At 72.0% G+C, this 23,281-nt stretch carries 23 protein-coding genes and 1 tRNA gene; 14 read left to right on the top strand and 10 right to left on the bottom strand.

Annotation, left to right across the window (positions count from 1 at the left end; translation table 11 throughout):
* Window positions 1-159: 159 nt before the first annotated feature.
* The 3 genes from ABZW10_RS14940 to ABZW10_RS14930 all read left to right on the top strand — a co-directional run bounded on the left by ABZW10_RS14940 (window position 160) and on the right by ABZW10_RS14930 (window position 2,744).
* Complete coding sequence (locus tag ABZW10_RS14940) at window positions 160-1,023, top strand: helix-turn-helix transcriptional regulator (protein ID WP_355364401.1); 864 nt, start codon at window positions 160-162, stop codon at window positions 1,021-1,023.
* Complete coding sequence (locus tag ABZW10_RS14935; protein ID WP_355364398.1) at window positions 1,016-1,210, top strand: DUF397 domain-containing protein; 195 nt, start codon at window positions 1,016-1,018, stop codon at window positions 1,208-1,210. The genes ABZW10_RS14940 and ABZW10_RS14935 overlap by 8 nt, the downstream gene beginning before the upstream one ends.
* Window positions 1,211-1,391: 181 nt before the next feature.
* Entirely contained in the window at window positions 1,392-2,744 is a 1,353-nt protein-coding gene (locus ABZW10_RS14930) for a glutamate-cysteine ligase family protein (RefSeq protein ID WP_355364395.1), read from the top strand.
* A 35-nt stretch (window positions 2,745-2,779) separates the two neighbouring features.
* Here the strand turns inward: ABZW10_RS14930 and ABZW10_RS14925 are convergent.
* A tRNA-OTHER gene (locus tag ABZW10_RS14925) sits at window positions 2,780-2,866 on the bottom strand.
* Between the two features lie 291 nt (window positions 2,867-3,157).
* Between ABZW10_RS14925 and ABZW10_RS14920 the strand changes: the two genes are divergently transcribed.
* The gene (locus tag ABZW10_RS14920; protein ID WP_355364392.1) at window positions 3,158-4,945 is read left to right on the top strand and encodes a radical SAM protein; all 1,788 of its coding nucleotides are present in this window, start codon (window positions 3,158-3,160) and stop codon (window positions 4,943-4,945) included.
* Between the two features lie 611 nt (window positions 4,946-5,556).
* The gene (locus tag ABZW10_RS14915; RefSeq protein ID WP_355364389.1) at window positions 5,557-5,976 is read left to right on the top strand and encodes a hypothetical protein; all 420 of its coding nucleotides are present in this window, start codon (window positions 5,557-5,559) and stop codon (window positions 5,974-5,976) included.
* A gap of 76 nt (window positions 5,977-6,052) precedes the next feature.
* On the opposite strand, the gene ABZW10_RS14910 is transcribed toward ABZW10_RS14915, so the two are convergent.
* Together ABZW10_RS14910 and ABZW10_RS14905 are read right to left on the bottom strand one after the other, a co-directional pair.
* On the bottom strand, window positions 6,053-8,863 hold the full coding sequence (locus tag ABZW10_RS14910; protein WP_355364386.1) for a tetratricopeptide repeat protein: 2,811 nt from the start codon (window positions 8,861-8,863) through the stop codon (window positions 6,053-6,055).
* A gap of 72 nt (window positions 8,864-8,935) precedes the next feature.
* Window positions 8,936-9,421, bottom strand: coding sequence for a GNAT family N-acetyltransferase (locus ABZW10_RS14905; protein ID WP_355364383.1), 486 nt, complete (start codon window positions 9,419-9,421; stop codon window positions 8,936-8,938).
* 202 nt (window positions 9,422-9,623) lie between these two features.
* On the opposite strand from ABZW10_RS14905, the gene ABZW10_RS14900 reads away from it, so the two are divergent.
* Both ABZW10_RS14900 and ABZW10_RS14895 read left to right on the top strand, forming a co-directional pair.
* Complete coding sequence (locus ABZW10_RS14900; protein WP_355364380.1) at window positions 9,624-10,286, top strand: hydrolase; 663 nt, start codon at window positions 9,624-9,626, stop codon at window positions 10,284-10,286.
* 101 nt (window positions 10,287-10,387) lie between these two features.
* Entirely contained in the window at window positions 10,388-11,224 is an 837-nt protein-coding gene (locus tag ABZW10_RS14895; RefSeq protein WP_355364377.1) for an alpha/beta hydrolase, read from the top strand.
* A gap of 159 nt (window positions 11,225-11,383) precedes the next feature.
* Here ABZW10_RS14895 and ABZW10_RS14890 read toward each other — a convergent pair whose 3' ends face one another.
* Together ABZW10_RS14890 and ABZW10_RS14885 are read right to left on the bottom strand one after the other, a co-directional pair.
* The gene (locus ABZW10_RS14890; RefSeq protein WP_355364374.1) at window positions 11,384-12,241 is read right to left on the bottom strand and encodes a helix-turn-helix domain-containing protein; all 858 of its coding nucleotides are present in this window, start codon (window positions 12,239-12,241) and stop codon (window positions 11,384-11,386) included.
* Between the two features lie 384 nt (window positions 12,242-12,625).
* Window positions 12,626-13,876: a helix-turn-helix domain-containing protein gene (locus ABZW10_RS14885; protein WP_355364371.1), complete on the bottom strand. Its 1,251-nt coding sequence runs from the start codon at window positions 13,874-13,876 to the stop codon at window positions 12,626-12,628.
* Between the two features lie 377 nt (window positions 13,877-14,253).
* Here ABZW10_RS14885 and ABZW10_RS14880 point away from each other — a divergent pair, with 377 nt between their 5' ends.
* Complete coding sequence (locus ABZW10_RS14880) at window positions 14,254-14,709, top strand: SsgA family sporulation/cell division regulator (protein ID WP_355364368.1); 456 nt, start codon at window positions 14,254-14,256, stop codon at window positions 14,707-14,709.
* Between the two features lie 37 nt (window positions 14,710-14,746).
* On the opposite strand, the gene ABZW10_RS14875 is transcribed toward ABZW10_RS14880, so the two are convergent.
* The 3 genes from ABZW10_RS14875 to ABZW10_RS14865 are packed head-to-tail and all read right to left on the bottom strand — an operon-like array spanning window position 14,747 to window position 18,507.
* Window positions 14,747-15,301, bottom strand: a complete 555-nt coding sequence (locus ABZW10_RS14875) for a gluconokinase (protein WP_355364365.1) — start codon at window positions 15,299-15,301, stop codon at window positions 14,747-14,749.
* A 12-nt stretch (window positions 15,302-15,313) separates the two neighbouring features.
* Complete coding sequence (locus tag ABZW10_RS14870) at window positions 15,314-16,681, bottom strand: glucose-6-phosphate dehydrogenase (RefSeq protein WP_355364362.1); 1,368 nt, start codon at window positions 16,679-16,681, stop codon at window positions 15,314-15,316.
* The gene (locus ABZW10_RS14865; RefSeq protein ID WP_355364359.1) at window positions 16,678-18,507 is read right to left on the bottom strand and encodes a glycoside hydrolase family 15 protein; all 1,830 of its coding nucleotides are present in this window, start codon (window positions 18,505-18,507) and stop codon (window positions 16,678-16,680) included. The genes ABZW10_RS14870 and ABZW10_RS14865 overlap by 4 nt, the downstream gene beginning before the upstream one ends.
* A gap of 312 nt (window positions 18,508-18,819) precedes the next feature.
* Between ABZW10_RS14865 and ABZW10_RS14860 the strand changes: the two genes are divergently transcribed.
* Window positions 18,820-19,869, top strand: a complete 1,050-nt coding sequence (locus ABZW10_RS14860) for a lactonase family protein (protein ID WP_355364356.1) — start codon at window positions 18,820-18,822, stop codon at window positions 19,867-19,869.
* A 42-nt stretch (window positions 19,870-19,911) separates the two neighbouring features.
* On the opposite strand, the gene ABZW10_RS14855 is transcribed toward ABZW10_RS14860, so the two are convergent.
* Together ABZW10_RS14855 and ABZW10_RS14850 are read right to left on the bottom strand one after the other, a co-directional pair.
* The gene (locus ABZW10_RS14855) at window positions 19,912-20,367 is read right to left on the bottom strand and encodes a universal stress protein (protein WP_355364353.1); all 456 of its coding nucleotides are present in this window, start codon (window positions 20,365-20,367) and stop codon (window positions 19,912-19,914) included.
* A gap of 153 nt (window positions 20,368-20,520) precedes the next feature.
* Window positions 20,521-21,312 carry a hypothetical protein gene (locus ABZW10_RS14850; protein ID WP_355364350.1) on the bottom strand — a complete coding sequence of 264 codons (792 nt, stop codon included), beginning with the start codon at window positions 21,310-21,312 and terminating at the stop codon, window positions 20,521-20,523.
* On the opposite strand from ABZW10_RS14850, the gene ABZW10_RS14845 reads away from it, so the two are divergent.
* From ABZW10_RS14845 to ABZW10_RS14825, 5 genes are all read left to right on the top strand, one after another.
* Window positions 21,296-21,643 carry a hypothetical protein gene (locus tag ABZW10_RS14845; RefSeq protein ID WP_355364347.1) on the top strand — a complete coding sequence of 116 codons (348 nt, stop codon included), beginning with the start codon at window positions 21,296-21,298 and terminating at the stop codon, window positions 21,641-21,643. The genes ABZW10_RS14850 and ABZW10_RS14845 overlap by 17 nt on opposite strands.
* Before the next feature lie 36 nt (window positions 21,644-21,679).
* Complete coding sequence (locus ABZW10_RS14840) at window positions 21,680-22,015, top strand: hypothetical protein (RefSeq protein ID WP_355364344.1); 336 nt, start codon at window positions 21,680-21,682, stop codon at window positions 22,013-22,015.
* 27 nt (window positions 22,016-22,042) lie between these two features.
* On the top strand, window positions 22,043-22,390 hold the full coding sequence (locus ABZW10_RS14835; RefSeq protein ID WP_355364341.1) for a hypothetical protein: 348 nt from the start codon (window positions 22,043-22,045) through the stop codon (window positions 22,388-22,390).
* A gap of 69 nt (window positions 22,391-22,459) precedes the next feature.
* Complete coding sequence (locus ABZW10_RS14830) at window positions 22,460-22,759, top strand: hypothetical protein (RefSeq protein ID WP_355364338.1); 300 nt, start codon at window positions 22,460-22,462, stop codon at window positions 22,757-22,759.
* Window positions 22,760-22,795: 36 nt separating this feature from the next.
* Window positions 22,796-23,128: a hypothetical protein gene (locus ABZW10_RS14825; RefSeq protein WP_355364335.1), complete on the top strand. Its 333-nt coding sequence runs from the start codon at window positions 22,796-22,798 to the stop codon at window positions 23,126-23,128.
* The last annotated feature ends 153 nt before the right edge of the window (window positions 23,129-23,281 follow it).

Here is a 23,281-nt window from a genome sequence, read left to right as displayed (position 1 = left end):
CGACCCGTCGGATCGGCATGGCACAGACCATAACGCAGACGCATGTGAAATTTTCCATGGCTGCTTGATATTCCCTCTAACGTGGCATTGAGGGCCCAAAATGGACCGCGCCTCGACCAGCGCGGCAGACTGGGACCACTCCTGTCCTGGAAGGATCCAATGGCTCGCACGAACCCAACCCTCCGTCAGCGACGGCTCGGTGCAGAGCTACGAAGAATGCGCGAGCAGGCCGGCCTCGGCGGCAGTGAGCTCGGTCGTGCCGTCGGCATGAACCCGGCGCAGGTGACGCAGATGGAAGCGGGGAAGATCGGCATCAGCGTGGAGCGCCTGCGCACCGTCGCGTCGGCGTGCATGTGCGCCAACGAGCCCTTGATCGAGGCCCTCGCGAGCATCATCACGGAGCGGGAGAAGCCCGGCTGGTGGGAGGAGTACCGGGGAGTCCTCACGACGGACTTCGTCGATGTCGCGGAGTTCGAGAGCCACGCTCGACGGCTCACCACCTTCACGATGGCCTTCGTTCCCGGCCTGCTCCAGACCGGCCGCTACGCCGCTGCGGTCTTCGCCGAGACCTTCCCGCCACTGCCACGCCACGAAGTCGACCTCAGGACAGCTTTCCGCATGCAGCGACAGCGCGTCGTCCGATCCGGTAGGACGCCGTACTCCGCATTCATCCATGAAGCGGCGCTACGCATGAAGTTCAGCGGTCCTGCCGTCCTCGCCGAGCAGCTCGACGCCCTCGTCGAGGACTCCAAACAGCCGACCATCTCGATTCGAGTGATCACGTTCGACGTGGACGCCATGCCGAGCTCCAACGAGAACTTCACCTACGCCGACGGGCCGATCCCCGAGCTGGACACCGCACAGATGGACACGGGCCTCGGCATTCGAATCTTCGATGCCCCGTCCCACACGACAAAGTTCCGTTCTCTGATCGCTCGATTCGACTCGCGTGCTCTCTCGAAGGAGGACTCCCGGGGCTTCATCGAGTCCATCAAGAAGGAAGTGGAAAGCAAGAATGCGTAGCTCTGCTTGGCAGAAGTCCAGCTACTCCGGCGCAAACGACGAGTGCATCGAGGTGCGCGCCACGGACGAGGTGATCGAACTCCGCGAGTCCGACGACGGCAACGTCATCGTCCGCACCACCCCTGCCAGGTTCGCCGCGCTCCTCCGTGACACCAAGGCAGGAACGTTCGACCACCACGCCGGCTGACACGACGGTGGCCCTCGCTCTGCGGAGCGAGGGCCACCGCGAAGGTCCGGTCGGGCGTACCCGTCCGCCGTCGGAGCGATGCCTACCGGGCGCGCTCCGGGAGTCGGGGTTCACTGATCGCTGACGTCGAGCGCGCGGCTGTGCGGCCGTGCGGCTGTTCGGATGCGAGGAGGCTGGGCGGATGGATACGGCTGGGCTGGGTCGGGACGAGCTCCGATCGCCGCTGGAAGCGCCGGCGACGGCGTCCGAGCGGATCGGGCTGGAGATCGAGTGCGGCGTGGTCGACCCGCGGACCGGGCTCGCCACTCCCTACCCGGGGCGGAACGGGATGCGGGCCGTCCTTGAGGCCGTGCTCGCGGAGTGGGACGGCAAGGCGCTGTTCGACGCGGGGGAACCGGTCGGGGTCGAGCTGGCCGACGGGGGCCTGATCGGGCTCGAACACGGCGGCCAGCTGGAGTACTCGGGCCCGCCGGCGGCCGATCTGGCCACGGCGGTGGACGACGTACGGCTCACTCTCGTCCGGCTGGCGGAGCTCCTCCGGCGTTTCGACCTCGCACTCCTGCCCGGCGCGTACCTGCCGTTCGACCGGATCGAGACCGTCCCCTGGGTACCCCTGAGTCGTGGCCCGATCCTGCGCGGGCACTTCGAGAGCTTCGACGGGGCAGGCAACGGCGGAGTGCGACTCCTGCCGCTGTCGACGTGCACGCAGGTGAACCTCGACTACCTCTCCGAGGACGACTTCACCCGGAAGCTGCGGATGCAGGCAGCCGCGTCGCCGGTGATCGCCGCGCTGCTCGTCAATTCACCGCTGTACGGGGGCCGGCTCGACGGGCTGCTCTCGCACCGCTGCCGGGACTGGCTGCTGACGGATCCGCAGCGCTCCGGTCTGGTACGGCCGGCCCTGCGCGGGGATGTGGGCATCGACGACGTCGTCGACTGGGCGCTGAGCATCCCGATGGTCTACTACCAGGACCGGACGGGCGGGCTCCGGCCCGCGCCGCCCGACCGGCCGTTCGCCTCGCTCCTCCGGGACGGGTTCGCCGACGGCGCCCGGCCGCTGTTCAGCCACTGGACCGCCCATCTGGCGCAGATCTGGACGCATGTCAGGGTCCGCCGCACCCTGGAACTGCGCGCGGCCGACGGCCCCGCCTACCAGAACCTCCAGGTCGTGCCCGCGCTGTGGACGGGGCTCAGCTACCACGCCCCGTCCCGGGACGCGGCCTGGGAGCTGCTGAGGCACTACAGCGCGGGACAGTTGCAGGCGGCGGAGGAGGACTTCCCGACCGAGGGGCTGCGCACGATGCTCGGCGGCGACCGCGTGCACGAACTCGCGGGCGAGCTCGTCCGGCTGGCCCGGGAGGGGCTGCGGGCCCGGGCCGCCGCCGGCCTGGAGCGCCCCGAGACGCCCTCCTACCTCGACCCGTTGGACGAGGTGCTGCACACCGGGAGGACCTTCGCCGAGCAGTGCGCCCACCGCTGGGAAACGGACCTACGGCGTGATCCGCGCCGCTATGTCGCGCACTTCCGCGTCTGACTGCGCGGTCCCGACCACTCGGTCCGACCGTTCGGTGCCGGGGGAAGGCCTCGAACCTTCACGCCCCCTGGGGGACACCCGACCGTGAGGTCGAGCGCGTCTGCCACTTCCGCCACCCCGGCTTGTCGAACTCCGACAGGAACAACGCTAACAGCCGTCCGGCGGCGCGTGAAGAACGCGTCGGAGATCAATGACGGATGGCCGGAAACAATCGCCCCGGAGATCAATTCCCGATCGAAAGATCCCTTTCAATAATTCGGCCGCCGCCCGGCGGCCACCCTTGTCCCGACCGGAATACCGACGTACCCTCGGGCCAGTTGGCTCCCTTTGCCCGACAGGGGGAAGATCCAGTGCCTGACCAGCGCTCGGTTTTCTTGAGTTATCCACCGGCCTCCAGCATCTGGCACCTGCCCATGGGAATTGCCTACCTCACCGCGATCCTCGAAGAGCGCGGCCACCACGTCGTCCAGCACTACGGCTACGTCGAGGCCGTCGAACACGTCCTGCGGCGGCACGGCGGCGACCCGGTCGACGAGGCCCTGCGCACCGTCCGCGATCCCGACGCCTCGATCCTGCGGCGCCACGACGCCCGCCGGCTGTTCGAGGAGGTCTCGGCGAGCACGGCCTCGGCGTTCGAGGACTTCGGGGTCGAGCGCAACAACGTGAAGTGCGACTCGCGGTACTTCAAGGGCGACGTCGGCGAACTGCGGTGGGTGCTCGACCACCGCGAGGAGCACGTCTTCCACGACTACTTCGCCGGGACGGAGCTGGCCCGCATCCACGCCGCGGGCGCGGACGTCGTCGGCATCAGCGTCGCCGACGAGCGGCAGCTGGTGAGCGCCTGCGTGCTCGCGAGCCTCGTCCGGGAGCGGCTGCCGCACGTACGGCTGTTCCTGGGCGGGAACTACTGGGCCCGCACCATGGACGCCTACCACGACCCCGCGTTCGTCGCCCTGTTCGACCACTGGGACGCGATCGTCTACGCCGAGGGCTTCCGACCCGTGGTCGCGCTGGTCGAAGGGGCCGAGCCGGCCACCGTACCGGGCGTGGTGTGGCGCGACGGGGACACCGTGCGCGTCAATCCGCGCACCCCCGCCCCCGTCGACTACGAGGCGCTGCCCACCCCGGTGTTCGACCGTGGCATCCGGCAGTGGAGCCCCGACTTCGTGCCGCCCCTCTACACGATGTCCAACTGCCCCATGCGCTGCGGGTTCTGCTCGATAGCGGCCGGCAGCGACAGCTTCCTGCACAAACCCCGGGTGATGTCCGAACGCCGCGTCGCCGAGCACATCGCCGCGCTCGGCGTCGAACGCGTCGATTTCGTCGACGAATACCTCACCATCCCCAGGCAGCTCAGAATCGGACGGGAACTCGCGCGCATCGGGCACCGGGCCACCTGGCAGTGCTATCTGACCGCGAGTGATCAATTGCTGAAGCCGGAGACCTGCCGGGCACTGGCCGAGGCCGGATGCAGCGCCGTACAACTCGGCCTGGAATCGCTCGATCCGGACACCCTGCGCCAGGAAGCGAAACCCTGGAACCACCCGGCGAATTACGGGCGCATTCTCCGGAACCTGCACGACGCCGGAATCCAGGTCCACGTCTTCATCATCGTCGGCGTGCCCGGTGAGCCGATCAACCGCTCCCTGCGCTGGCTGCCCTTCCTGGAGGAGCACGGCGAGCACATCCTGACCATCAAGTCCGGCCGCTACCGGCTCACCCGGCGGGCCCCGGACGAGAGCGCCGCCTCGCTCCACCAGCTGTCCGGGCTCCAGGTGACCGGCGAGGACCGGAAGCTGCTCAACCTCAACCGCGACCAGTTCCGCTACACCACGGGCGGGCTCAGCCGTAAGCGTGTCGAAGCCGTGCGCGACCTCCTCGAAGAGGCCTGCCGCCGGCACTGGGCCTACCAGGTCACCTCCGACGTACCGTGGTGGACCAATCGGGGCCGGTTCACCCTGGAGCAGTTGCGCGCCGACGCCGAGGTCCTCCGCACCCACCGCCCCGCCGAACCCTCTATCCCGGCGAGCCACCTCAAGCGTGGGCTGTCCAAGATCGCCAGTGCGCTCCACGACGAGCTCGGCCTGCGCGCCGCGCCCACCACGTTCGAGGACGCCCGCGACATCGCCGCACGGCTGGACGCCGCCGAGGCCGCCGAGGCCGGTGCGGGCAGTACGGACGGTGCGGCCGCCGTCCGCTGACCGGTGACCTCGCACATGGGGTTCCAGGCTTCCTGCCGGCGGGGGCGGGTTTCGTCGGTGCCGAGGAGTCCGAGCAGGCATGCTCGGGCTCCTCGGTCGATGAGGACGGTGGGTGGGCTGGTGGTGATGACGGGGCGGAGCATGACGGACCGGACCCCCCACACCTTCGCACCGGTTCTCCACCCGGCAGCGGTCCGATAGCCGTCCCCTCCGTGGAAGTTCACCTCCACGGAGGCGATCGGCCTGCCCCGGGACCAGCGGCTCAAGTCCTGCTGGAACAGCAGCCCCTTCGGGCCCGGCGCCTCCTGGCCGGTGACGAGCACCAGCCCTATGCGCTGTCGGAGCGGGGCGACATCTGCTCTCCGATGCGCGGAAGCCAGACTCCTGAGCAGGTCGAAACCTCCTAGGACGGCGGCGAGTTCGTACGGCACTCCCGCAGGGTGGCGAGGCCGGGTGACATGACCGCCGGATCCGTCAGCAAGTGGCCGGTTGCTGACAGGACGGGCGACTATCCCCCTTCGTAGTGGCCTGTCACAATCCAATGAGAGCGATGTGACATGTCACATGTGTTCCCGGTGTCCACCGGGAACACCCAACGAAGGAGGAACCCCATGAAGCGCATTGCCGCCGTTCTCGCCGGTACCGCCGCCCTGGCTGCACTGACCGGTGTCCAGACCGCCTCCGCCGGCACGGTGGGCACCACCGTGTGCGGAACCCCGGGTGCGCCGAACTTGGTCACCGTCAGGGCCTGTATCAACACCAACGGAAACCACGTGTACGCGTTCGGCCGCGTCACCACCGACCCGACCTGGCAGGACCAGCAGGTCTCGTTCCAGCTGAGCACCGCCGGCATCACCAGCCCGCCGTTCGCCACCGTCAACCCGACCGTTGTGATCCCGGTCGGCGGAGCCGAGGTCGGCGGCGTCACCGGCACCGTGCCCTGCGGCACCACGGTGACCGCCCAGTTCACCGTGAACCAGCCCGGCTGGTGGCCGTCGACCTCGACCATCTCGACCGTCGTGAACTGCTGACCCGGCCCACCGGAACCGAGGTCGCCCCTCGCTCGGCGGAGCGAGGGGCGGCCTCACCGCTCGCGGCTCGGCCGGGTCAGCCGCGGTCCCGTCGCAGCAGTTCCCGGAGGGCGGGCGGCGTGGATTCGGGGAGGGCGTCCTCCAGCCGGCGGCGGAGCAGCGCGACGTTGCCACCGGCCTCCGGAATCACGCGCACCTGGGTGGCGAGGGCAATCATCAGCTCGCCGATCCGGCCGGCGGGCGGCCCGAGACTCAAGAAGTCGTCGAGCGCACGCTCGGCTTCTTCCCGCTGCAGCATCGCCGAGTAGGCGAGGACGAGGTTTCCGAGATCCGCGATCTCGGCGGGCGTTTCCTCGGACAGCGCGGCCCTGACCAGTTCAACGACCCTTGCCAGGTGTCCGTCCCGTTCCGGATCGCCGAGGGCGTGCAGCACGACCGCCTTCTCGTAGTGGAACCAGCAGTTGTCGGGGCCGACGTCGAGCGCACCGTCGAGGTCCGCCGAGGCCTCCTCGCACCGGCCCATCAGCCGGTAGATCAAGCCACGCCCGGCCAGGGTCCAGCAGTTGTCCGGGGCGATGTGGAGCGCGCGGCCGAAGTCGGCCAAAGCGTCTTCGTACCGTCCCAACAGTCGGTATGCCTGACCACGACGTCGGAAGTCGACCGCCCGACCGGGCCTGAGCTCGACGGCACGGCCGAAGTCGACCGTTGCCTCCACGTAGCGGCCGGTCGACTCAAGGGCCAGGCCCCGTTCGACGATCATCCACACACGGTCGGGCTCAAGCTCGATCGCTCGGTCGAAGTCGGCCAGCGCCTCCGCACACCGCCCCAGCGAGCGGTACGTCTGGCCCCGTCTGGCCAGCGCCCAGGCGGCTTCCGGGTTGATGTCCACCACACGGTCGAAGTCGGCCAACGCCTCCGCATGCCTTCCCGACAGGCGGTACACCTCGCCACGACCGGCAAGCGCCCCGGCTACACCAGGCGCGATCTGAACAGCGTCGTCGAAGTCGGCAAGCGCCTCCGCATACCGCCCCAGCGAGCGGTACGTATGGCCCCGTCTGAACAGCACCCAAGCATCGCGAAGGCCGTTCTCGATGCCGCGGTCGAAGTCGGCGAGCGCTTCCTCGAAGCGGCCGGTCAGGTAGTACGCGTAGCCTCGGCCGTGGAAGGCACGAGCCGACTCCGGTTCGAGCGCGAGCGCCTCCATGAAGTCGGCCACCGCCCGGTCGTACTCCTCGGCGTCGATATGTTCCCAAGCCCGTAGCCGGTACGCGTAGGCCCGGTCCGCCTGATCCAGAGTGGCACGGGACAGCAGCAGGGTCATGGCCGCGACGCCCGGCTGTGGAGCGTCGAGGGCGGCCAGCAAGTGCTCTGCCCATTCCCGCACTTCGCGCACGTCGGCGTCCCGGCCCGCCCGGGTCAGCATCTGGGCCCAGCGACGGAGGGCGGCGGGATCGTAGTCCTGAACGTACAGGAGGTCGTACAGGACGTGCGGGAGGGCCTTGCCGGGGTCGGCACACAGGCGGTGGTAGGTCTCCTGCAACCGGAAGGCACGCCAGCGTTCGTTCACCCAGGGCCTCGTGCCGTCGTCGAGCCGGGGCCGCCACTCCCGGAAGGTGTCCGCGAGACGGGTGTGCTGTTCCTGCCACCGGGAGGGTGACTGCTGGCGTTGCAGGCGCAGCATCGCCGTGCGGACGACCTCGTGGTAGTGGCAGCGGCCGGCGCGGTCGATGACGAACGGCATCGACCGCAGCCAGCCGTACAGTTCCCTGGCCTCCGGGTCGTCCACGGCCGCGCAGAAGACGTCCTCGTCGAGTTCCTGCGGAAGTGCGCAGGCCAGGGCCGCAGCACGGCGGGCCGGTTCGGTCTCCCACTTCAGGAACCGCTCGACGGCCGTGCCGCTCGGGTCGCCGACATCCGCCGCGTCCACCGGCCGCGCCTCCGCCAGGGTGGAGACCAGCAGCGGCAGCCGCCCGGACAGGTGCAGGATCACCTCGATGGTGCGCTCGTCCGTCACGTTCTTCGCCGCGAGGAGCTGGCGTGCCTCGGCGTCGGTGAACGGCTCCAGCGGCAGGTCGACGACCAGGTCGTGCCAGTCGCTCCAGTACTTCGGGTCCAGCCGGGCCTGGCCCGCCGTGACCACCAGGACGTTCGCGGGCAGTTCGCCGTACCGCTCGCTGACCAGGACATCGCGCAACCAGTCGTCGAGCAGTGGGCCGGTGCGCTCGTAGGTGTCGAAGAAGAGCACCACCCACGGTCGGCGCGACGCGGCCTCGGCGAGGTCCTGGAGGAAGACGGGCGTGAGCACCTGGAGCGGGGAGAGCACCAACTGCACGTCGTCGTAACTGCGGAGGCGGGCGCTGAGCATCCCCCGCAACTGCTCCGCCCCGGCCGCGACCTGGTTGGGGTCGAGTGCGCCGGTGAACGCGCCGACACCGGGGATCATGCCCATCCCGACCAGGCCGACCCGGGAGACGATCGCGGTCGACGGTGAGGGACCGGACGGCCCCTGGCCCGCGGCAGCTCCGGCGTCGGCCTCGTGGCGGCGCTGCTGGTAGGTGGCCAGCAGCCTGTCGAACCGCTTCAGGGGCGTGCCCTGCTGGGCGAACTGGGCGCCGATGGCCGTCATCGCCTCGACGACGCCGGTCACGGACTCGTCGACGTAGGCGGTGACGGCCCGGGCCTCGTGCGCGGCGCTCTCCAACTGCCGTACGAGCGTGGACTTCCCCACGCCGCCCGGGCCCCGGATGTGGAAGAGGAACTGGGTCAGCTCCTCCGACGGCCGCTGCAACGCGTCCCGGAAGGACGCCAGTTCCCCGCGTCGCCCGACGAACCCGTTCCGGCGCTGGCGCCGGATCAGTTCCTGCCGTGATAACCCCTGCCCCGCCACCCGCCGCCCCTCCGGAGAACACGACCCGCCGGCACCATGTTCCCGCACATGCGGGCTCGGCGGCGGCGGAACTCAGAGGCGGCGGAACATCACGTGCTGTCCGACGTAGCCGTGCTCGGGGTGGTCGAAGACGCCCGGGGCGGTGCCGACCACCTCGAAGCCCAGGGACTTCCAGAGGTGTACCGCCGACTCGTTGGTCTCCACGACGGCGTTGAACTGAATGCCCCGGAAGCCCTGCTCGCGGTGCCACTCGACGACGTACTCGCCGAGCGCGCGGCCGATGCCCCTCCCCTGGAAAGCGGGGTCGACCAGGAAGGACGCGGTGCCGATGTGCGCGCCGCGGCCCGGTTTGTTGGGGCCCATCTTCGCCGAGCCGACGATCCGCCCGTCGAGCACGGCCACCACGGTGCGGCCCGGAGGCTGCTCCATCCACCAGGGCCTGGCCTCGTCGAGGGTCTGCCGCTCGGGGAAGGCGTACGTCCGGCCCTCGGCCATGATCGCGGCGTAGAAGGGGTAGATGCTCGGCCAGTCCTCGTCAGAGGCGATGCGGATCTCCATTCGGGACAGCGTACGGACGAACCATCCGTGGCACGCGGGATTTTCCGCCCCGGGACGGGCGTGCGCTGTCGGGACAACGGCCGGACGCAGAGCGGGCAGACCGGCCCGCCCGCCCGGATTAACGTCGCTCCCGTAAGCGCCCCGGGCAACCGGACGGCGCCTGATGCAACGTCATTTCCCTGTGCTCATAAGGAAAACAACCATGGTTGACATCGCTTCGGTCCACGCCGCCCCGAGCCCGGACCTGCTCACCCCCGACAACTCGATGATGCTGTTCGTCGACCACCAGCCGCAGATGTTCTTCGGCACCGGCAGCGGCGACCGCACCGCCGTCATCAACGCCACCGTCGGCCTGGCGAAGGCCGCCAAGGTCTTCGACGTGCCGACCGTGCTCTCCACCGTCGCCGCCGAGTCCTTCTCCGGCCCGATCCTCCCGCAGCTGCGCGCGGTCTTCCCGGACCAGGAGGTCATCGACCGCACCACGATGAACGCCTGGGAGGACGAGGCCCTGGTCGAGGCGGTCAAGGCGACCGGCCGCAAGAAGATCATCCTGTCGGGCCTGTGGACCGAGGTCTGCCTGGTCCTGCCGGCCCTCTCCGCGCTGGAGCAGGGCTACGAGGTGTACGTCGTCGCCGACGCCTCCGGTGGCGTCAGCCCGCTCGCCCACGAGCACGCCCTGCAGCGGATGACCGCCGCCGGCGCCGTGCCCGTCACCTGGATCCAGGTGCTGCTGGAGCTCCAGCGCGACTGGGCCCGCGGCGAGACCTACGTCCCGGTCACCGAGCTGGTCAAGGAGCACGGTGGCGCCTACGGCCTGGGCCTGGTCTACGCCCAGTCGATGATCGACCCGCACGCCGCGGGCTGACCCTCCCCCGCCGCCGCGTGACGCGGGCCCCTGCCGCAGCGGTGCGGCAGGGGCCCGATCCCCGACAGCCCCGCACGCCCCTCCGGAAGGAAACACCCACCATGCCGTTCATCACCGTCGGCCAGGAGAACACCGCCCCGATCGAGCTCCACTACGAGGACCACGGCACCGGGCAGCCGGTCGTCCTGATCCACGGCTTCCCGCTGAACGGGGCCTCCTGGGAACGGCAGAGCGCCGCCCTGCTCGACGCCGGCTACCGGGTCATCACCTACGACCGCCGCGGCTTCGGCCGTTCCTCGCAGCCGACGACCGGCTACGACTACGACACCTTCACCGCCGACCTGAACACCGTCCTGGAGACCCTGGACGTCCGGGACGCCGTGCTGGTCGGCTTCTCGATGGGCACCGGCGAGACCGCCCGCTACGTGGCGAAGTACGGCACCGAGCGGATCGCCAAGGTCGCCTTCCTCGCCTCGCTGGAGCCCTGGCTGCTGAAGACCGACGAGAACCCGGACGGCGCCGCCCCGAAGGAGTTCTTCGACGGCGTCGTCGCCGCCGTGAAGGCCGACCGGTTCGCCTTCTACACCGGCTTCTTCAACGACTTCTACAACCTGGACGAGAACCTCGGCACCCGGATCAGCGAGGAGGCCGTCCGCAACAGCTGGAACGTCGCGGCGAGCGGCGGCGCCTTCGCCGCCTCGGCCGCGCCGGCCACCTGGTACACCGACTTCCGCGCCGACGTCGCCCGCATCGACGTGCCCGCGCTGATCCTGCACGGCACCGGCGACCGCACGCTGCCGATCGAGAACACCGCGCGCCGGTTCCACGAGGCGCTGCCCTCCGCCGACTACGTGGAGATCGAGGGCGCGCCGCACGGCCTGCTCTGGACCCACGCCGAGGAGGTCAACGCCGCACTGCTGGCGTTCCTGGCGAAGTAGGCGAAGCAGTCGGCAAGGCCGAACCGTCCGCGCCCGGCTCCCGTGCACAACGGGGGCCGGGCGCAGCCGCGTGCGGGCGCCGGGCACGACGGCCTGCTACGCCGGACACAACGGCGAACGGGGCCCGCCGAGGACGGCGGGCCGGTGGGGGAAGGGGGATCAGGAGGCCCGCTGCCGGGCGTCGGCGTGCGCGGCGTAGGTCGGCCACTCGCGCGGCGGGACCCCGTAGGCCTCGCGGAACGCGCGGCTGAAGTGGGAGTGGCTGACGAATCCCCAGCGGTGCGCGACGGCGGCGACGCTGCTCTGCCGGCGGGTGGGCCGTTCCAGGTCCCGGCGGCAGGCCTCCAGCCGCCGGCCGCGCACCCACTGGCCGACGGTGGTGCCGTCCTGCTGGAACAGCTTGTGCAGGTAGCGCACCGAGATGTGCTGCGAGCGGGCGATCGACGCGGGCGAGAGCTCCGGGTCGGCGAGGTTCTCCTCGATGTGGTCGCGGATCCGTGCCAGGATCCCGGCCGCGGCGGTCGGGTGCTCGGGGTCGACCTGCTCCAGCAGTTCGGCCACCAGGACGGCGACGATGTCGGAGACGCTGCGCGCGAGGTGGTTGCCGGGCCGGGTGCGGTGGATCGGGGGCTGGGCGGCGAGGGTGCGCAGGAACTGGGAGGCGAGCGAGCCGATGCCCTCGTCCCCGCGGGCGAGCAGGCCGCCGGTGCGCCGTACGTCGCCGTGCCGGACGCCGAGGTGGAAGCAGGGGACGCGGAAGTGGACCATCCGGCACCCGGCGTCGGCGAGCAGGCCCGCCGGGTGCGGGGTGGTGCCGATCAGCAGGTCGCCGGGTTCCAGGACGGTGCCGGCGCCGTCGCGGCACACGGAGGCCGCGCCCTGCAGGTGCAGGGCGACGTACAGGCAGTCCTCGGGGTCGGCGCCGGGCGGCGGCGCGAGGACGTCGATGCAGCCCGCGCCGCCGTCGGGGGCGGTCAGGGCGGCCTGGTGGGGCTGGTGGGGCGCGGCTTCGGGCATGGGCGAGGGACCCGACTGGATCACGGGAAGCTCCGACCGGTTCGTATCGTTCAGAAGAGGACGCTCGGAAGAGCGGAGGGGCATGCTGCGTCAGGAGAGGACCGCGTCCACGACGGCGTTGAACCGTGGTGCTCTTTCGCATCCGTTCGGGTCGGCCGTTCGGGTCGTCCGTTCGGGTCGGCGGGGTGGTCCGATGGGTCCGGTCCCGGCAGGTCACCGGGCGGGAGGGGTGAGTGGCAGCCCGTCGTGACGATTCTTGTCGCCCGCCCGCCCCGCGGACCACCGACCGACGTAGGGATTGCCCGACGAAGCTTCATCACTCTGTAGCAACCGGGCGTCCTCGATCTGTCGAAACCCGGCCGCCGCCGAGGGCGTCACCGCAGGTCAGGCCGGTTGCTCGGCCGGAGCGCGGACCAGGTCCCACAGACGCAGCCCCAGGTGCAGGGCGAGGCGGTGCGCGCCGTCGTCGAGGTCCACGCCGGTCATCTCCTGGATCTGCCGCAGGCGGTAGTAGAGGGAGGTGCGGTGGACCTCCAGGATCTCCGCCGTCCTCGGCACCGAGCCGGCGTTCTCCAGGAAGCAGCGCAGGGTCTCCTCCAGACGGGCGTTGCCGCCGCCGTCCAGCAGCCGGCGCAGCGGCTCGGGGACGAGGGAGTCGTTGAGCGCGTCGTCGGGCAGCTGGAGGAGCACGGCGTACTCCCCAAGCCGCTCCCAGTCCCCGATGCCGCCGAGCCGGGGCATCCGGCGGGCGGCGCGCAGCGCCACCCGGGCCTGGTCGTGGGAGATCCAGGCGTCCGTGAGCTCGGCCCGGCGTCCGCCCACACCCACCAGGGTGGTCGCGCCCCGGTCCAGGAAGGTCCCCAGGGAGCGGACGATGCCGCGGGCCTGCAGCTCCAGGTCCTCCTCGGCGGGCTCGCGGTCGAAGACCTGGACCAGGACCGCCCGGTCCTGGTCGACCGCCGACAGGCCGTGGGCCGTGCGGGTCTGACGGAACGGCTCCAGGGCGCCGCGCAGCGCCGCCTCGACCCGGCCCGCGGGCCCGCGCAGGCCGGAGACGGCCACGACGGTCACCACCACGTGCGGGCCGGCGGGCAGCAGGCCGTCGTCCAGCAGGCGTCGGCGTGCGGCGCCGCGCTGCGCGGAGTCCGCCCCGACCAGCCGGTTCACCAGGTCACGGGTCTGCTCCTGGTCCGTGTCGGCGGCCAGGCGCTCGGCGTACATCTCGGCGGCCACGGCCCGGGCGGTCCGGGCGATGGCCTCGGTCCCGGCCGCGGTGAGGTCGCCGTTCTTCGCCACGACCATGAGGATGCCCAGCAGGTGGCCGCGTTCGAGGATCGGTACGCAGTAGCGCGGTTTGAGGCCGAGGTCGTCGCGACCCTCCAGGTAGCCGGGTCCGGTCCACCGCATCACGCCCTGGGACAGCACGTGGCGGACGGTCTCGTCGTCCGCGATGCCCTGCAGGAGGGTGCGCACCCGTACCGGGTCCTCGTCACCGAAGTGACGGCTGGCGCACATCAGGCGCAGCAGCGGGTCGTCGAGGACGACGGACCGTCCGAGTTCCTCGGCCAGGCCGTCCACCAGCGACTGCAGCGCCTCGCCGCCGGGTAGCGCGCGCTGGATCCACCTCTTCATCATCGGCAACCTCCGGTCGCATTCGTACAAGAAGCGAATCCGGCGGCTCAAACCTTCGACAGAACGAGAAAATGCCCGCTCAGCGCCCTGCCGCGCTGCGATTACCGGACGGTACGTCCGCGTCCCACCCGGCCCTGCGGGCCGGACGGTGCGCGGATCGTCATGCCGCGGTGCACCACCGGCACATCCCGCTCCCACGCCGTCTCCTAACCTGGGAGTGAATCCGCCTCCCCCCTGTTTCCCGGCAGCTCCGGCAGCTCCGGCAGCCCCCAGGGCCCGAGGCGAGAGCATCGTGCCGCCGGTGAGGCCGGCGGACGGCCCCTCCTCGCCCCGCACCGATCGGCGCCGCGTCCGGCCCCGACCACGACCCAGGAGAACCCATGTCCGCGCCCCACCCGCTCCCCAGCCCCCGGCCCCGCCCGGAGACCGCGAGCACCGACATCGTGCTCGACGCGCGGATCGTGCTCGGCGAGGCGCAGTCCCTCGACGTCCCCGTGCGCTTCGCCTACCGCGGCGACGACCCGTTCGCCGTCGCCCTGGAGTTCCTCGGCGCCGCCGCCGAGGCGGGCACCTGGCAGTTCTCCCGCGACCTCCTCTGGGAGGGGCTGCAGCGGCCCGCCGGCCACGGCGACGTGCGGATCTGGCCGCCCTGCACCTGCCACGGCCGCGCCTCGCTGCGGATCATGCTCCAGGGACAGGACGGCTCGGTGCTCCTCGACCTGCCGTCCCGGCAGCTGCGGCGCTGGCTGCGCCGGGAGAGTTTCGCCCTGGTCCCCCGGGGCACCGAGGGCACCCTGATCGACTGGGAAACCGAGCTGGACGGACTGACGGACTGAACGACCGACGGACCGACAGGCCGACAGGCCGACAGGCTCACCGGCCCGACAGCAGGTCCGGCAGCAGGTCCGCGGCCGCGTCGGCGACCACCTCGGGCGGCGGCCCGGCGTCCAAGGTGGCGCCCCGCTCGTCGGGTTCCAGCGGTTCGAGGACGGCGAGCTGCGATTCGAGCAGCGACCGCGGCATGAAGTGCCCCGACCGGCGGCCGATCCGCTCGGCCAGCAGGTCGTGGCCGGCCGTCAGGTGCAGGAAGACGGCGCCAGGGCAGGCCGCGCGCAGGATGTCCCGGTAGCGCCGCTTCAGCGCGGAGCAGGCGAGCGCGCAGCCGCTGCCCCGCGCCTCGCGTTCGCCCAGCCAGCGGCCGACGGCCTCCAGCCAGGGCCGGCGCGCCGCGTCGTCGAGCGGGACCCCGGCCGCCATCCGGGCGATGTCGGCCGGCCGGTGGAAGTCGTCCGCGTCCGCGAAGGGCACGGCCAGCCGCTCGGCGAGCAGCCGGGCCACCGTGGTCTTTCCGGTGCCGGAGACCCCGATCACCACGACGCACGGCCCGTGCCGCCCGCCTACGGGGCCCGCCCCGGTGCCGTCCGCCATCGCGCCGCCCGCCTACGGGTACCGCGGGGCCGGGCCCTCCGAGCCGGCCGGGTACTCCTCCAACGGCACCACGTCCCGCTCCCACGCGGACAGCACCGGTTCGAGGACCCGCCAGGCCTCCTCGGCCTCGTCGCCGCGGATGGACAGCGCCGGGTCGCCGGTCAGCACATCGAGCAGCAGCCGGCCGTAGGCGGGCAGCTCGGCGGGGTCCAGCTCCGCGGTCAGCGACAGCGGGGCCAGCTCGTGCGCCCGGACGCCGATGCCGGTCAGGTCCACGGACAGCCCCTCCGGTTCCAGCTCGAAGCGCAGCACATTGGGCCGGGCCTCGCCGCCGTGGCCGAAGGGCAGGTGGGGCACGGGGCGGAAGCGCACCGCGACCTCCTTGCGGTCCGCCCCGAGGGCCTTGCCGCTGCGCAGCCGGAACCTCGTACCGGCCCAGCGCCAGCTGTTCAGCTCCAGTTCCACCTCGGCGAAGGTCTCGGTCCGGCGCCCGGGGTCGACGCCCTCCTCCTCGGTGTACGCCGGGACGGCGCGCTCGCCGATCCTCCCCGGCAGGTAGCGGGCGCGGCGGGTGCGGTGCAGCACGTCGTTCTCGGTCAGCGGCCGGACGGAGCGCAGCACGTCCACCTTGCGGTCGCGCAGGTCGCGCTCGCCGAGGGTGATCGGCGGTTCCATGGCCACCAGGCAGAGCAGTTGCAGCAGATGGTTCTGGATCATGTCCTTGAGCGCGCCGACGTGGTCGTAGTAGCCGGCCCGGCCCTCCAGCGCGAGCGTCTCGTCCCAGACGATGTCGATCTCGGCGATGTGGGTGCTGTTCCAGATCGGCTCCAGCATCCGGTTGGCCAGCCGGCTGCCCAGCACGTTCTGGACGGTCGTCATGGCGAGGAAGTGGTCGACCCGGAACACCGCCCGCTCCGGCACCAGGTCGGCGATCAGCCGGTTCAGCTCCTCGGCGCCGGCGAGGTCCTCTCCGAACGGCTTCTCCAGCACGATCCGGCTGCCGGCCGGCAGCCCGGCCCGGTGCAGGGCGGAGACCGCGGCCGGGAACAGCGCCGGGGGCAGCGCGAGGTAGACGGCGACGGGCCCCTCCCCGGCGACCACCGCGGCGACGTCCTCGGGGCTGGTGACATCGGCCCGCAGGTAGCGGGCCGAGGCGGTGACGGCCGCCCTGGCGTCGGCCGGGGAGTCCTCGCCGTGGCGGTCGAGCTGCTCGGCGGCCCACTCCCGGTACCGCTCGGTGGACCAGTCCTCCCGGCTCGCGCCGGTCAGCACCAGCCGGTCGCCGAGGTGGCCGCCGGCCCGCAGCGCGGCCAGCGCCGGCAGCAGGTAGCGGGCGGTGAGGTCCCCGGTCGCGCCGAAGACGGCGAGCCGCTCGATCATCGCCGTCCCCCCGCCCTCGCCCGGGCCAGGTTCACGCCGCTGGCGGCGATCCCGATGTGGCTGAACGCCTGGGGGAAGTTGCCCATGAACTCTCCTGTGGACGGGTTGATCTGTTCCGACATCAGCCCCAGCGGGCTCGCCCGGGAGCACAGCGAGTCGTACAGTTCCTCGGCCTCCTCGGTACGGCCCTGGCCGATGAGGTTGTCGACCAGCCAGAAGCTGCACAGCACGAAGGCGCCCTCGTCGCCGGCCAGGCCGTCCGGGGACTCCTCGTGCAGGTAGCGGTGGAGCAGCCCGCCGCCGGCGGACAGCCGCTCGGCGACGGCGGTGGCGGTCGCCACCATCCGCGGGTGGTCGATCGGCACCACGTGCCGCAGCGGGAGCGCGAGCAGGCTGGCGTCCAGGACGCCGCCGCCGTCCAGGTGGGCGCTGAGGGTCCTGGCGTCCTCGTCCCAGGACTGCTCCAGGATGAGGCTGCTCAGGTGGTCGGCCGAGGCGCGCCAGCGGCCGGTGCTGATCGGCAGGCCGAGCCGCTCGCCGATCTGCGCGGCGCGGTCCAGGGCCACCTGGCACAGTCCGGCCGAGTAGGTGAACACCCGGCCCGCGCTGCGCACCTCCCAGATGCCCTGGTCGGGCTCGCGCCAGGCCTGTTCGGCGGCGTCGGCGAGGCCGGCCAGGCCGGCCCACAGGGCGGGCTGGATCTCGCCGCCGGCCCGCAGCCACTGGTCGGCGCAGTCCAGGATCTCGCCGTAGACGTCGTGCTGGCGCTGGTCGGCCGCGCCGTTGCCCCAGCGCACCGGGGCGGAGCGCTGGTAGCCCTCCAGTTCGCCGTCCTCCACCTCCTCCGGCACGGGGCCGCCGCGCAGGTCGTACATGATGCGGGGCCGGCCGCTGTCCTCGAAGGCGTCGAGCACCCAGCCGAGGAAGGCGTCGGCCTCGCCGCGGAAGCCGATCCGGCGCAGCGCGAAGACGGCGAACGCGGCGTCGCGGATCCAGCTGTAGCGGTAGTCCCAGTTGCGGATCCCGCCGATCGGCGCGGGCAGCGAGGAGGTGGGCGCCGCGACCAGCGAGCCGTTGGCCCAGTCGTCGCAGAGCTTCAGGGTGACGGCGGCGCGCCTGACCAGGGCCTGCTGGGGGCCGTCGTAGTCGAAGTGGCGCATCCAGTGGCGCCAGGCGTCGACGGTGCCCTTCAGCATGGCGTCGGTGTCGACCCGGTGGTGGCGGTGGAAGCGGCCCCAGGACAGCACCAGGTCGAGCCGGTCGCCCTGGCGCAGGTCGTGGGTGCTGTGCAGGCCGTGCAGCGGCCGGTTGGAGCGCAGGTGGAGCCGCAGGCCCGGCCGCCGGACGGGGCGCAGCTCCAGTCCGCTGAACAGCGCCCTGGTCCGCGCGCCGCCGCGGGGCTCCAGTTCCGCGCGCAGCCGGACGCGCCCGTCCAGCACCACGGCGGAGCGCACCAGTTCGGCGCGGGCGGCGGGGGCGTCGTCGGCGAGGTCGGCGCCGGAGCGCAGCGCCAGCGCGTCGGTGACGCGCACCAGGCCGGTGCGCGAGCGCAGTTCGGTGACCAGGACGCCGGTGTCCGGTTCGTAGCGCTGGCGCGCCTCGACCAGGTCCTCCGGCGCCAGGGTGAAGTGCCCGCCCCGGGCATGGTCCAGCAGGCCGCAGAACAGCGGTTCGGCGTCGAAGCGGGGCAGGCAGAGCCACGGGATGGAGCCGTCGCGGCCGACCAGGGCGGCGGTGGTGCCGTCCCCGATGAGGCCGAGGTCCTCCAGCGGCAGGTAGCCGTGCCGCCGCAGGACCGGCCGGAAGGGTGGATCGGGGTCGTGCATGCCGCCTCGCTTCCGCAGCGCCGGGAGAGTTCGTCCGCTCCCCCGCAGGTCGCACCGCCGGGCCGGCGGCGCGGTCGGACCTCGCCCCCCTCCCCCGCCGGACGGGGCCGGCCGGCCGCCGTCCGGGCTGCTCCTCCCACCGTCGCCGCAACCGTCCCGGAGCGCGACCCGGCCGCCGCGGCGGCGGGGCGTTCCGGTGAAATCCGCGGACCGCCCGGGACGGCCCTTCCGCCGCCTCCCGGCACGACGGGGCCGACTGCTAGCGTCGGAGCGCTCGCGGCAGACGGCGGAGCGGGGACGACGGAGGGTGCTGTGGAGGACAGGGGCGCGGAGCCGGTCTACATCGGGTCGTTCACCTCGGCGGGCGGACGCGGGATCGTCGTGGCGGCGGTGGACCCGCGCACCGGGGCGCTGACCGCGACCGGCGCCGTCGACGCCGTCCCGGACCCGTCCTACCTCGCCGTCGGGCACGCAGAGGGCGGCCCGGTGCTCTACGCCGTCTCGGAGACGGTGCCGGGAGCGGTCGCCGCCTACGACCTCTCCGGTCCGCTCCCCCGCCCGCTCGGCGCGCCGGTACCGGTGCACGGGGACGGGCCCACCTACCTCGCCCTCGCCCAGGGCCACCTGCTGACCGCCAACTACGACTCCGGCAGCGTCACCGCGCTGCCGCTCGCCGCCGACGGCGCTCCGCAGGCCCCGAGCACCGTGCTGCGCAACGAGGGCGCCGGGCCGCACCCCGAGCGCCAGCGCGGCCCGCACGCCCACCAGGTGCTCCCCGACCCGTCCGGCCGCTGGGTGCTGAGCGTCGACCTCGGCACCGACGCGGTGCGGATCTGCGCCCTGGACCCGGCGACCGGTGAGCTGACCCTGCACGGGCAGACCGTCCTGCCGCCCGGCACCGGCCCGCGCCACCTCGCCTTCCACCCCTCCGGGCGCCACGCGTACGTGCTCGGCGAGCTGCGCCCCGCCGTGACCGTGTGCCGCTGGGACGCGGCCACCGGGGTGCTCGAACCGGTCGGCGAGGCCCCGCTGTTCCCCGACGCCCCCGAGGTCCCGGTGCTGCCCTCGGCCCCGGTAGTCTCCCGCGACGGCCGGTACCTGTGGGTGGCGGTGCGCGGCACCGACACCATCTCCGTGCTGGCGCTCGACGCGGACGGCGAGGGGGCGCGGCCGGTGGCGTCGGTGCCGTGCGGCGGCGCGTGGCCGCGCGACCTGGTCCTCGACCCCGCGGGCCGCCGGCTCTACGCGGCGAACGAGCGTTCGGGGGACGTCACCTGGTTCGACGTCGACGCCACGACGGGCCTGCCCCGCCGCGCGGGCTCGCTGGCCGTGCCGGCGGCGTCCACCGTCGTGTTCGGCTGAGGCCGACGGCTGCCGGGCGACGGCTCCGCCCGCGGCGGGCCGTCAGCTGCTGTCGCGGTACACCAGGACCGGGCAGGTGGCGTGCCGGGTGCAGTGCTGGGCCACCGAGCCCAGCAGCATCCCCGCGAAGCCGCCGAGCCCCCGGCTGCCCACCACCAGCAGGGACGCGCCCCGGGACGCCTCGATCAGCGCGCCGGCCGGGGAGCCGTAGCGCGCCACGATCCGCACCTCCGCCGGCGGCTGCGGGCCGACCGCGGCCGCCACGGCCGTGGCGGCCTCCCGGCGCGCCTTGCCCTCCAGCTCCGCCTCGTCGGTGCTCCCCGGCGGGAACCAGCCGCGCGCGCCGTGGAACGTCGGGTACTCCCAGGCGATCACCGCCTCCACCACGCCGCCGGTCAGCTCCGCCTGCCGCACCGCCCAGCGCAGCGCGTGCTTCGACGGCTCCGACCCGTCCACCCCGACCACGATGCGGCCGGTCTCCTCACGCTGCTCCGCCATGCCTCCTCCTCGGCTCGACGCCCTCCCCCACCCTCGCGCCGACCCCCCGCTCCGCGCAGTCCGGCAGGGCCGGACGGGGGTCGCCGCGAACGGCGGGTGGCCCCGGGAACGTTTCCGTTCCCGGGGCCACCCGTCATTCGGTTACGGGCTCGGTCAGCCCATCCAGTCGAGCACCGGCAGCATGTCGCCGAACGCCTCCACCGCGTCGCGGTCCAGGCCGTACGACGGCACGGTCAGGCTGCTGTCCGGCAGCCAGGCACCGCTCGGACCCTCCGGCCGCCACCCCTCGTCGAAGTAGCCGTGACCGTGGCCGTGACCGTGGCCGTGGCCGTGGTCGTCGTCATGGCCGTGGTCCTCCTCGGGGCACGGAGGCAGGCACCGGGCGAGCGCGGACGACGGCCCGGTGCTGACCGGCCTGCCGTCCGGACCGAAGCCGGACGCGCTCACCGTGTTGGTGAAGTCCTCGGTGATCAGGCTGGAGCAGTAGAACATCACGGTCTGTCCCGGAGCCAGGTTGAACGTCCCGGCCGCCGTCTCGCAGGAGACTTCCTGCGGGTCGCTCAGCGTGATGCCGGTGATGTCCGTCGGGCCGGTGTTGGTCACCGTGATCCGCCAGTGCGCCACGCACTGGTCCGGGAGGCAGGGGTCCTCGGAGGCATCGCCCTTGTGCAGGGTCGCCTCCTTGCCCCACGGCCCGGAACCGCCCTGGCCGCAGTCGCGGTCCTTCTCGGGAAGGCAGACCTCCTTGTTGATGGTCATCGACGGGGTACCCGGCGTCGTCACGTCGACGGTCGCGTCGGACGGCGGCGTGGTGATCGTCTCCCCATCGGGGCCGGGGAACGAGGCCGTCACCGTGTTCACGGTGTGCTGGGTGACGTTCGCCAGGCTGCAGAACACCTGACGCGACCCACCGACCGCCAGGTCGAACGTGCCGGCAGCGCTCACGCAGGACGGCGAGACGCTGTCCGACAGCGTGATCCCCGTGACCGGGACCGTGCCCGTGTTCGTCACCGTGATCCGCCAGTACGCGGTGTTGCCGGAGGGCACCGTGGTGCTCTTCGCCCACGGACCCGGGCCACCCTCGGCGCAGTCGGCCGCGTTGGTCGAGGTGCAGACCTCCTTGTTGATGCTCACCGACGGAACAACCGGCGGCGTCACATCCACCGTCGCGTCGGACGGCGGCGTGGTGATCGGGCCACTCGGACCCGGGAAGGTCGCCGTCACCGTGTTCACCGTATGCTGGGTGACGTTCGCCAGGTCACAGAACACCTGGTGAGAAGCACCCACGGCGAGGTCGAACGACCCGGCGGCCGTGACGCAGGACGGCGAAACACTGTCCGCCAGCGTGATCCCCGTGACCGGGACCGTGCCCGTGTTCGTCACCGTGATCCGCCAGTACGCCGTGTTCCCGGACGGAATCGTGGTGCTCTTCGCCCACGGACCCGCACCACCCTCGACACAGTCAGCCGCGTTCGTCGAGGTGCAGACCTCCTTGTTGATACTCACCGACGGAACAACCGGCGGCGTCACATCCACCGTCGCGTCGGACGGCGGCGTGGTGATCGTCTCCCCGTCAGGGCCGGGGAACGAGGCCGTCACCGTGTTCACGGTGTGCTGGGTGACGTTCGCCAGGCTGCAGAACACCTGACGCGACCCACCGACCGCCAGGTCGAACGTGCCGGCAGCGCTCACGCAGGACGGCGAGACGCTGTCCGCCAGCGTGATCCCCGTGACCGGGACCGTGCCCGTGTTGGTCACCGTGATCCGCCAGTACGCCGTGTTGCCAGAAGGAATCGTGGTGCTCTTCGCCCACGGACCCGGACCACCGGCCGCGCAGTCAGCGGCGTTGGTCGAGGTGCAGACCTCCTTGTTGACGCTCACCGACGGAACAACCGGCGGCGTCACATCCACCGTCGCCTCGGACGGCGGCGTGGTGATCGGGCCGTTCGGGCCAGGGAAGGTGGCCGTCACCGAGTTGACGGTGTGCTGGGTGACGTTCGCCAGGTCACAGAACACCTGGTGAGAAGCACCCACGGCGAGGTCGAACGACCCGGCAGCGGTCACACACGACGGCGAGACGCTGTCCGACAGCGTGATCCCGGTAACCGGGACCGTGCCCGTGTTGGTCACGGTGATCCGCCAGTACGCCGTGTTCCCGGACGGAATCGTCGTGGCCTTCGCCCACGGACCCGCACCACCCTCGACACAGTCAGCCGCATTGGTCGAGGTGCAGACCTCCTTGTTGATGCTCAGGGAGGGGACAACCGCCGGCACATCAACAGTCGCCTCGGACGGCGGCGTCGTGATCGGACCCTCCGGACCCGGGAACGTCGCCGTCACCGAGTTCACCGTGTGCTGGGTGACGTTCGCCAGGTCACAGAACACCTGGTGAGAAGCACCCACGGCGAGGTCGAACGACCCGGCAGCCGTGACGCAGGACGGCGAGACGCTGTCCGCCAGCGTGATCCCCGTGACCGGGACCGTGCCCGTGTTGGTCACGGTGATCCGCCAGTACGCCGTGCTCCCGGACGGAACCGTCGTGGCCTTCGCCCACGGACCCGCACCACCCTCGACACAGTCAGCCGCGTTCGTCGAGGTGCAGACCTCCTTGTTGATGCTCAGGGAGGGGACAACCGCCGGCACATCAACAGTCGCCTCGGACGGCGGCGTCGTGATCGGACCCTCCGGACCCGGGAACGTCGCCGTCACCGAGTTCACCGTGTGCTGGGTGACGTTCGCCAGGTCACAGAACACCTGGTGAGAAGCACCCACCGCCAGATCGAACGACCCGGCAGCGGTCACACACGACGGCGAGACGCTGTCCGCCAGCGTGATCCCCGTGACCGGGACCGTGCCCGTGTTCGTCACCGTGATCCGCCAGTACGCCGTGCTCCCGGACGGAACCGTCGTGGCC

The sequence above is a fragment of the Kitasatospora sp. NPDC004723 genome, from assembly GCF_040609255.1.
Classification (GTDB): domain Bacteria; phylum Actinomycetota; class Actinomycetes; order Streptomycetales; family Streptomycetaceae; genus Kitasatospora.
Note: the sequence above shows the minus strand (reverse complement) of the source record. Positions and strands in the feature narration are given on the sequence as shown.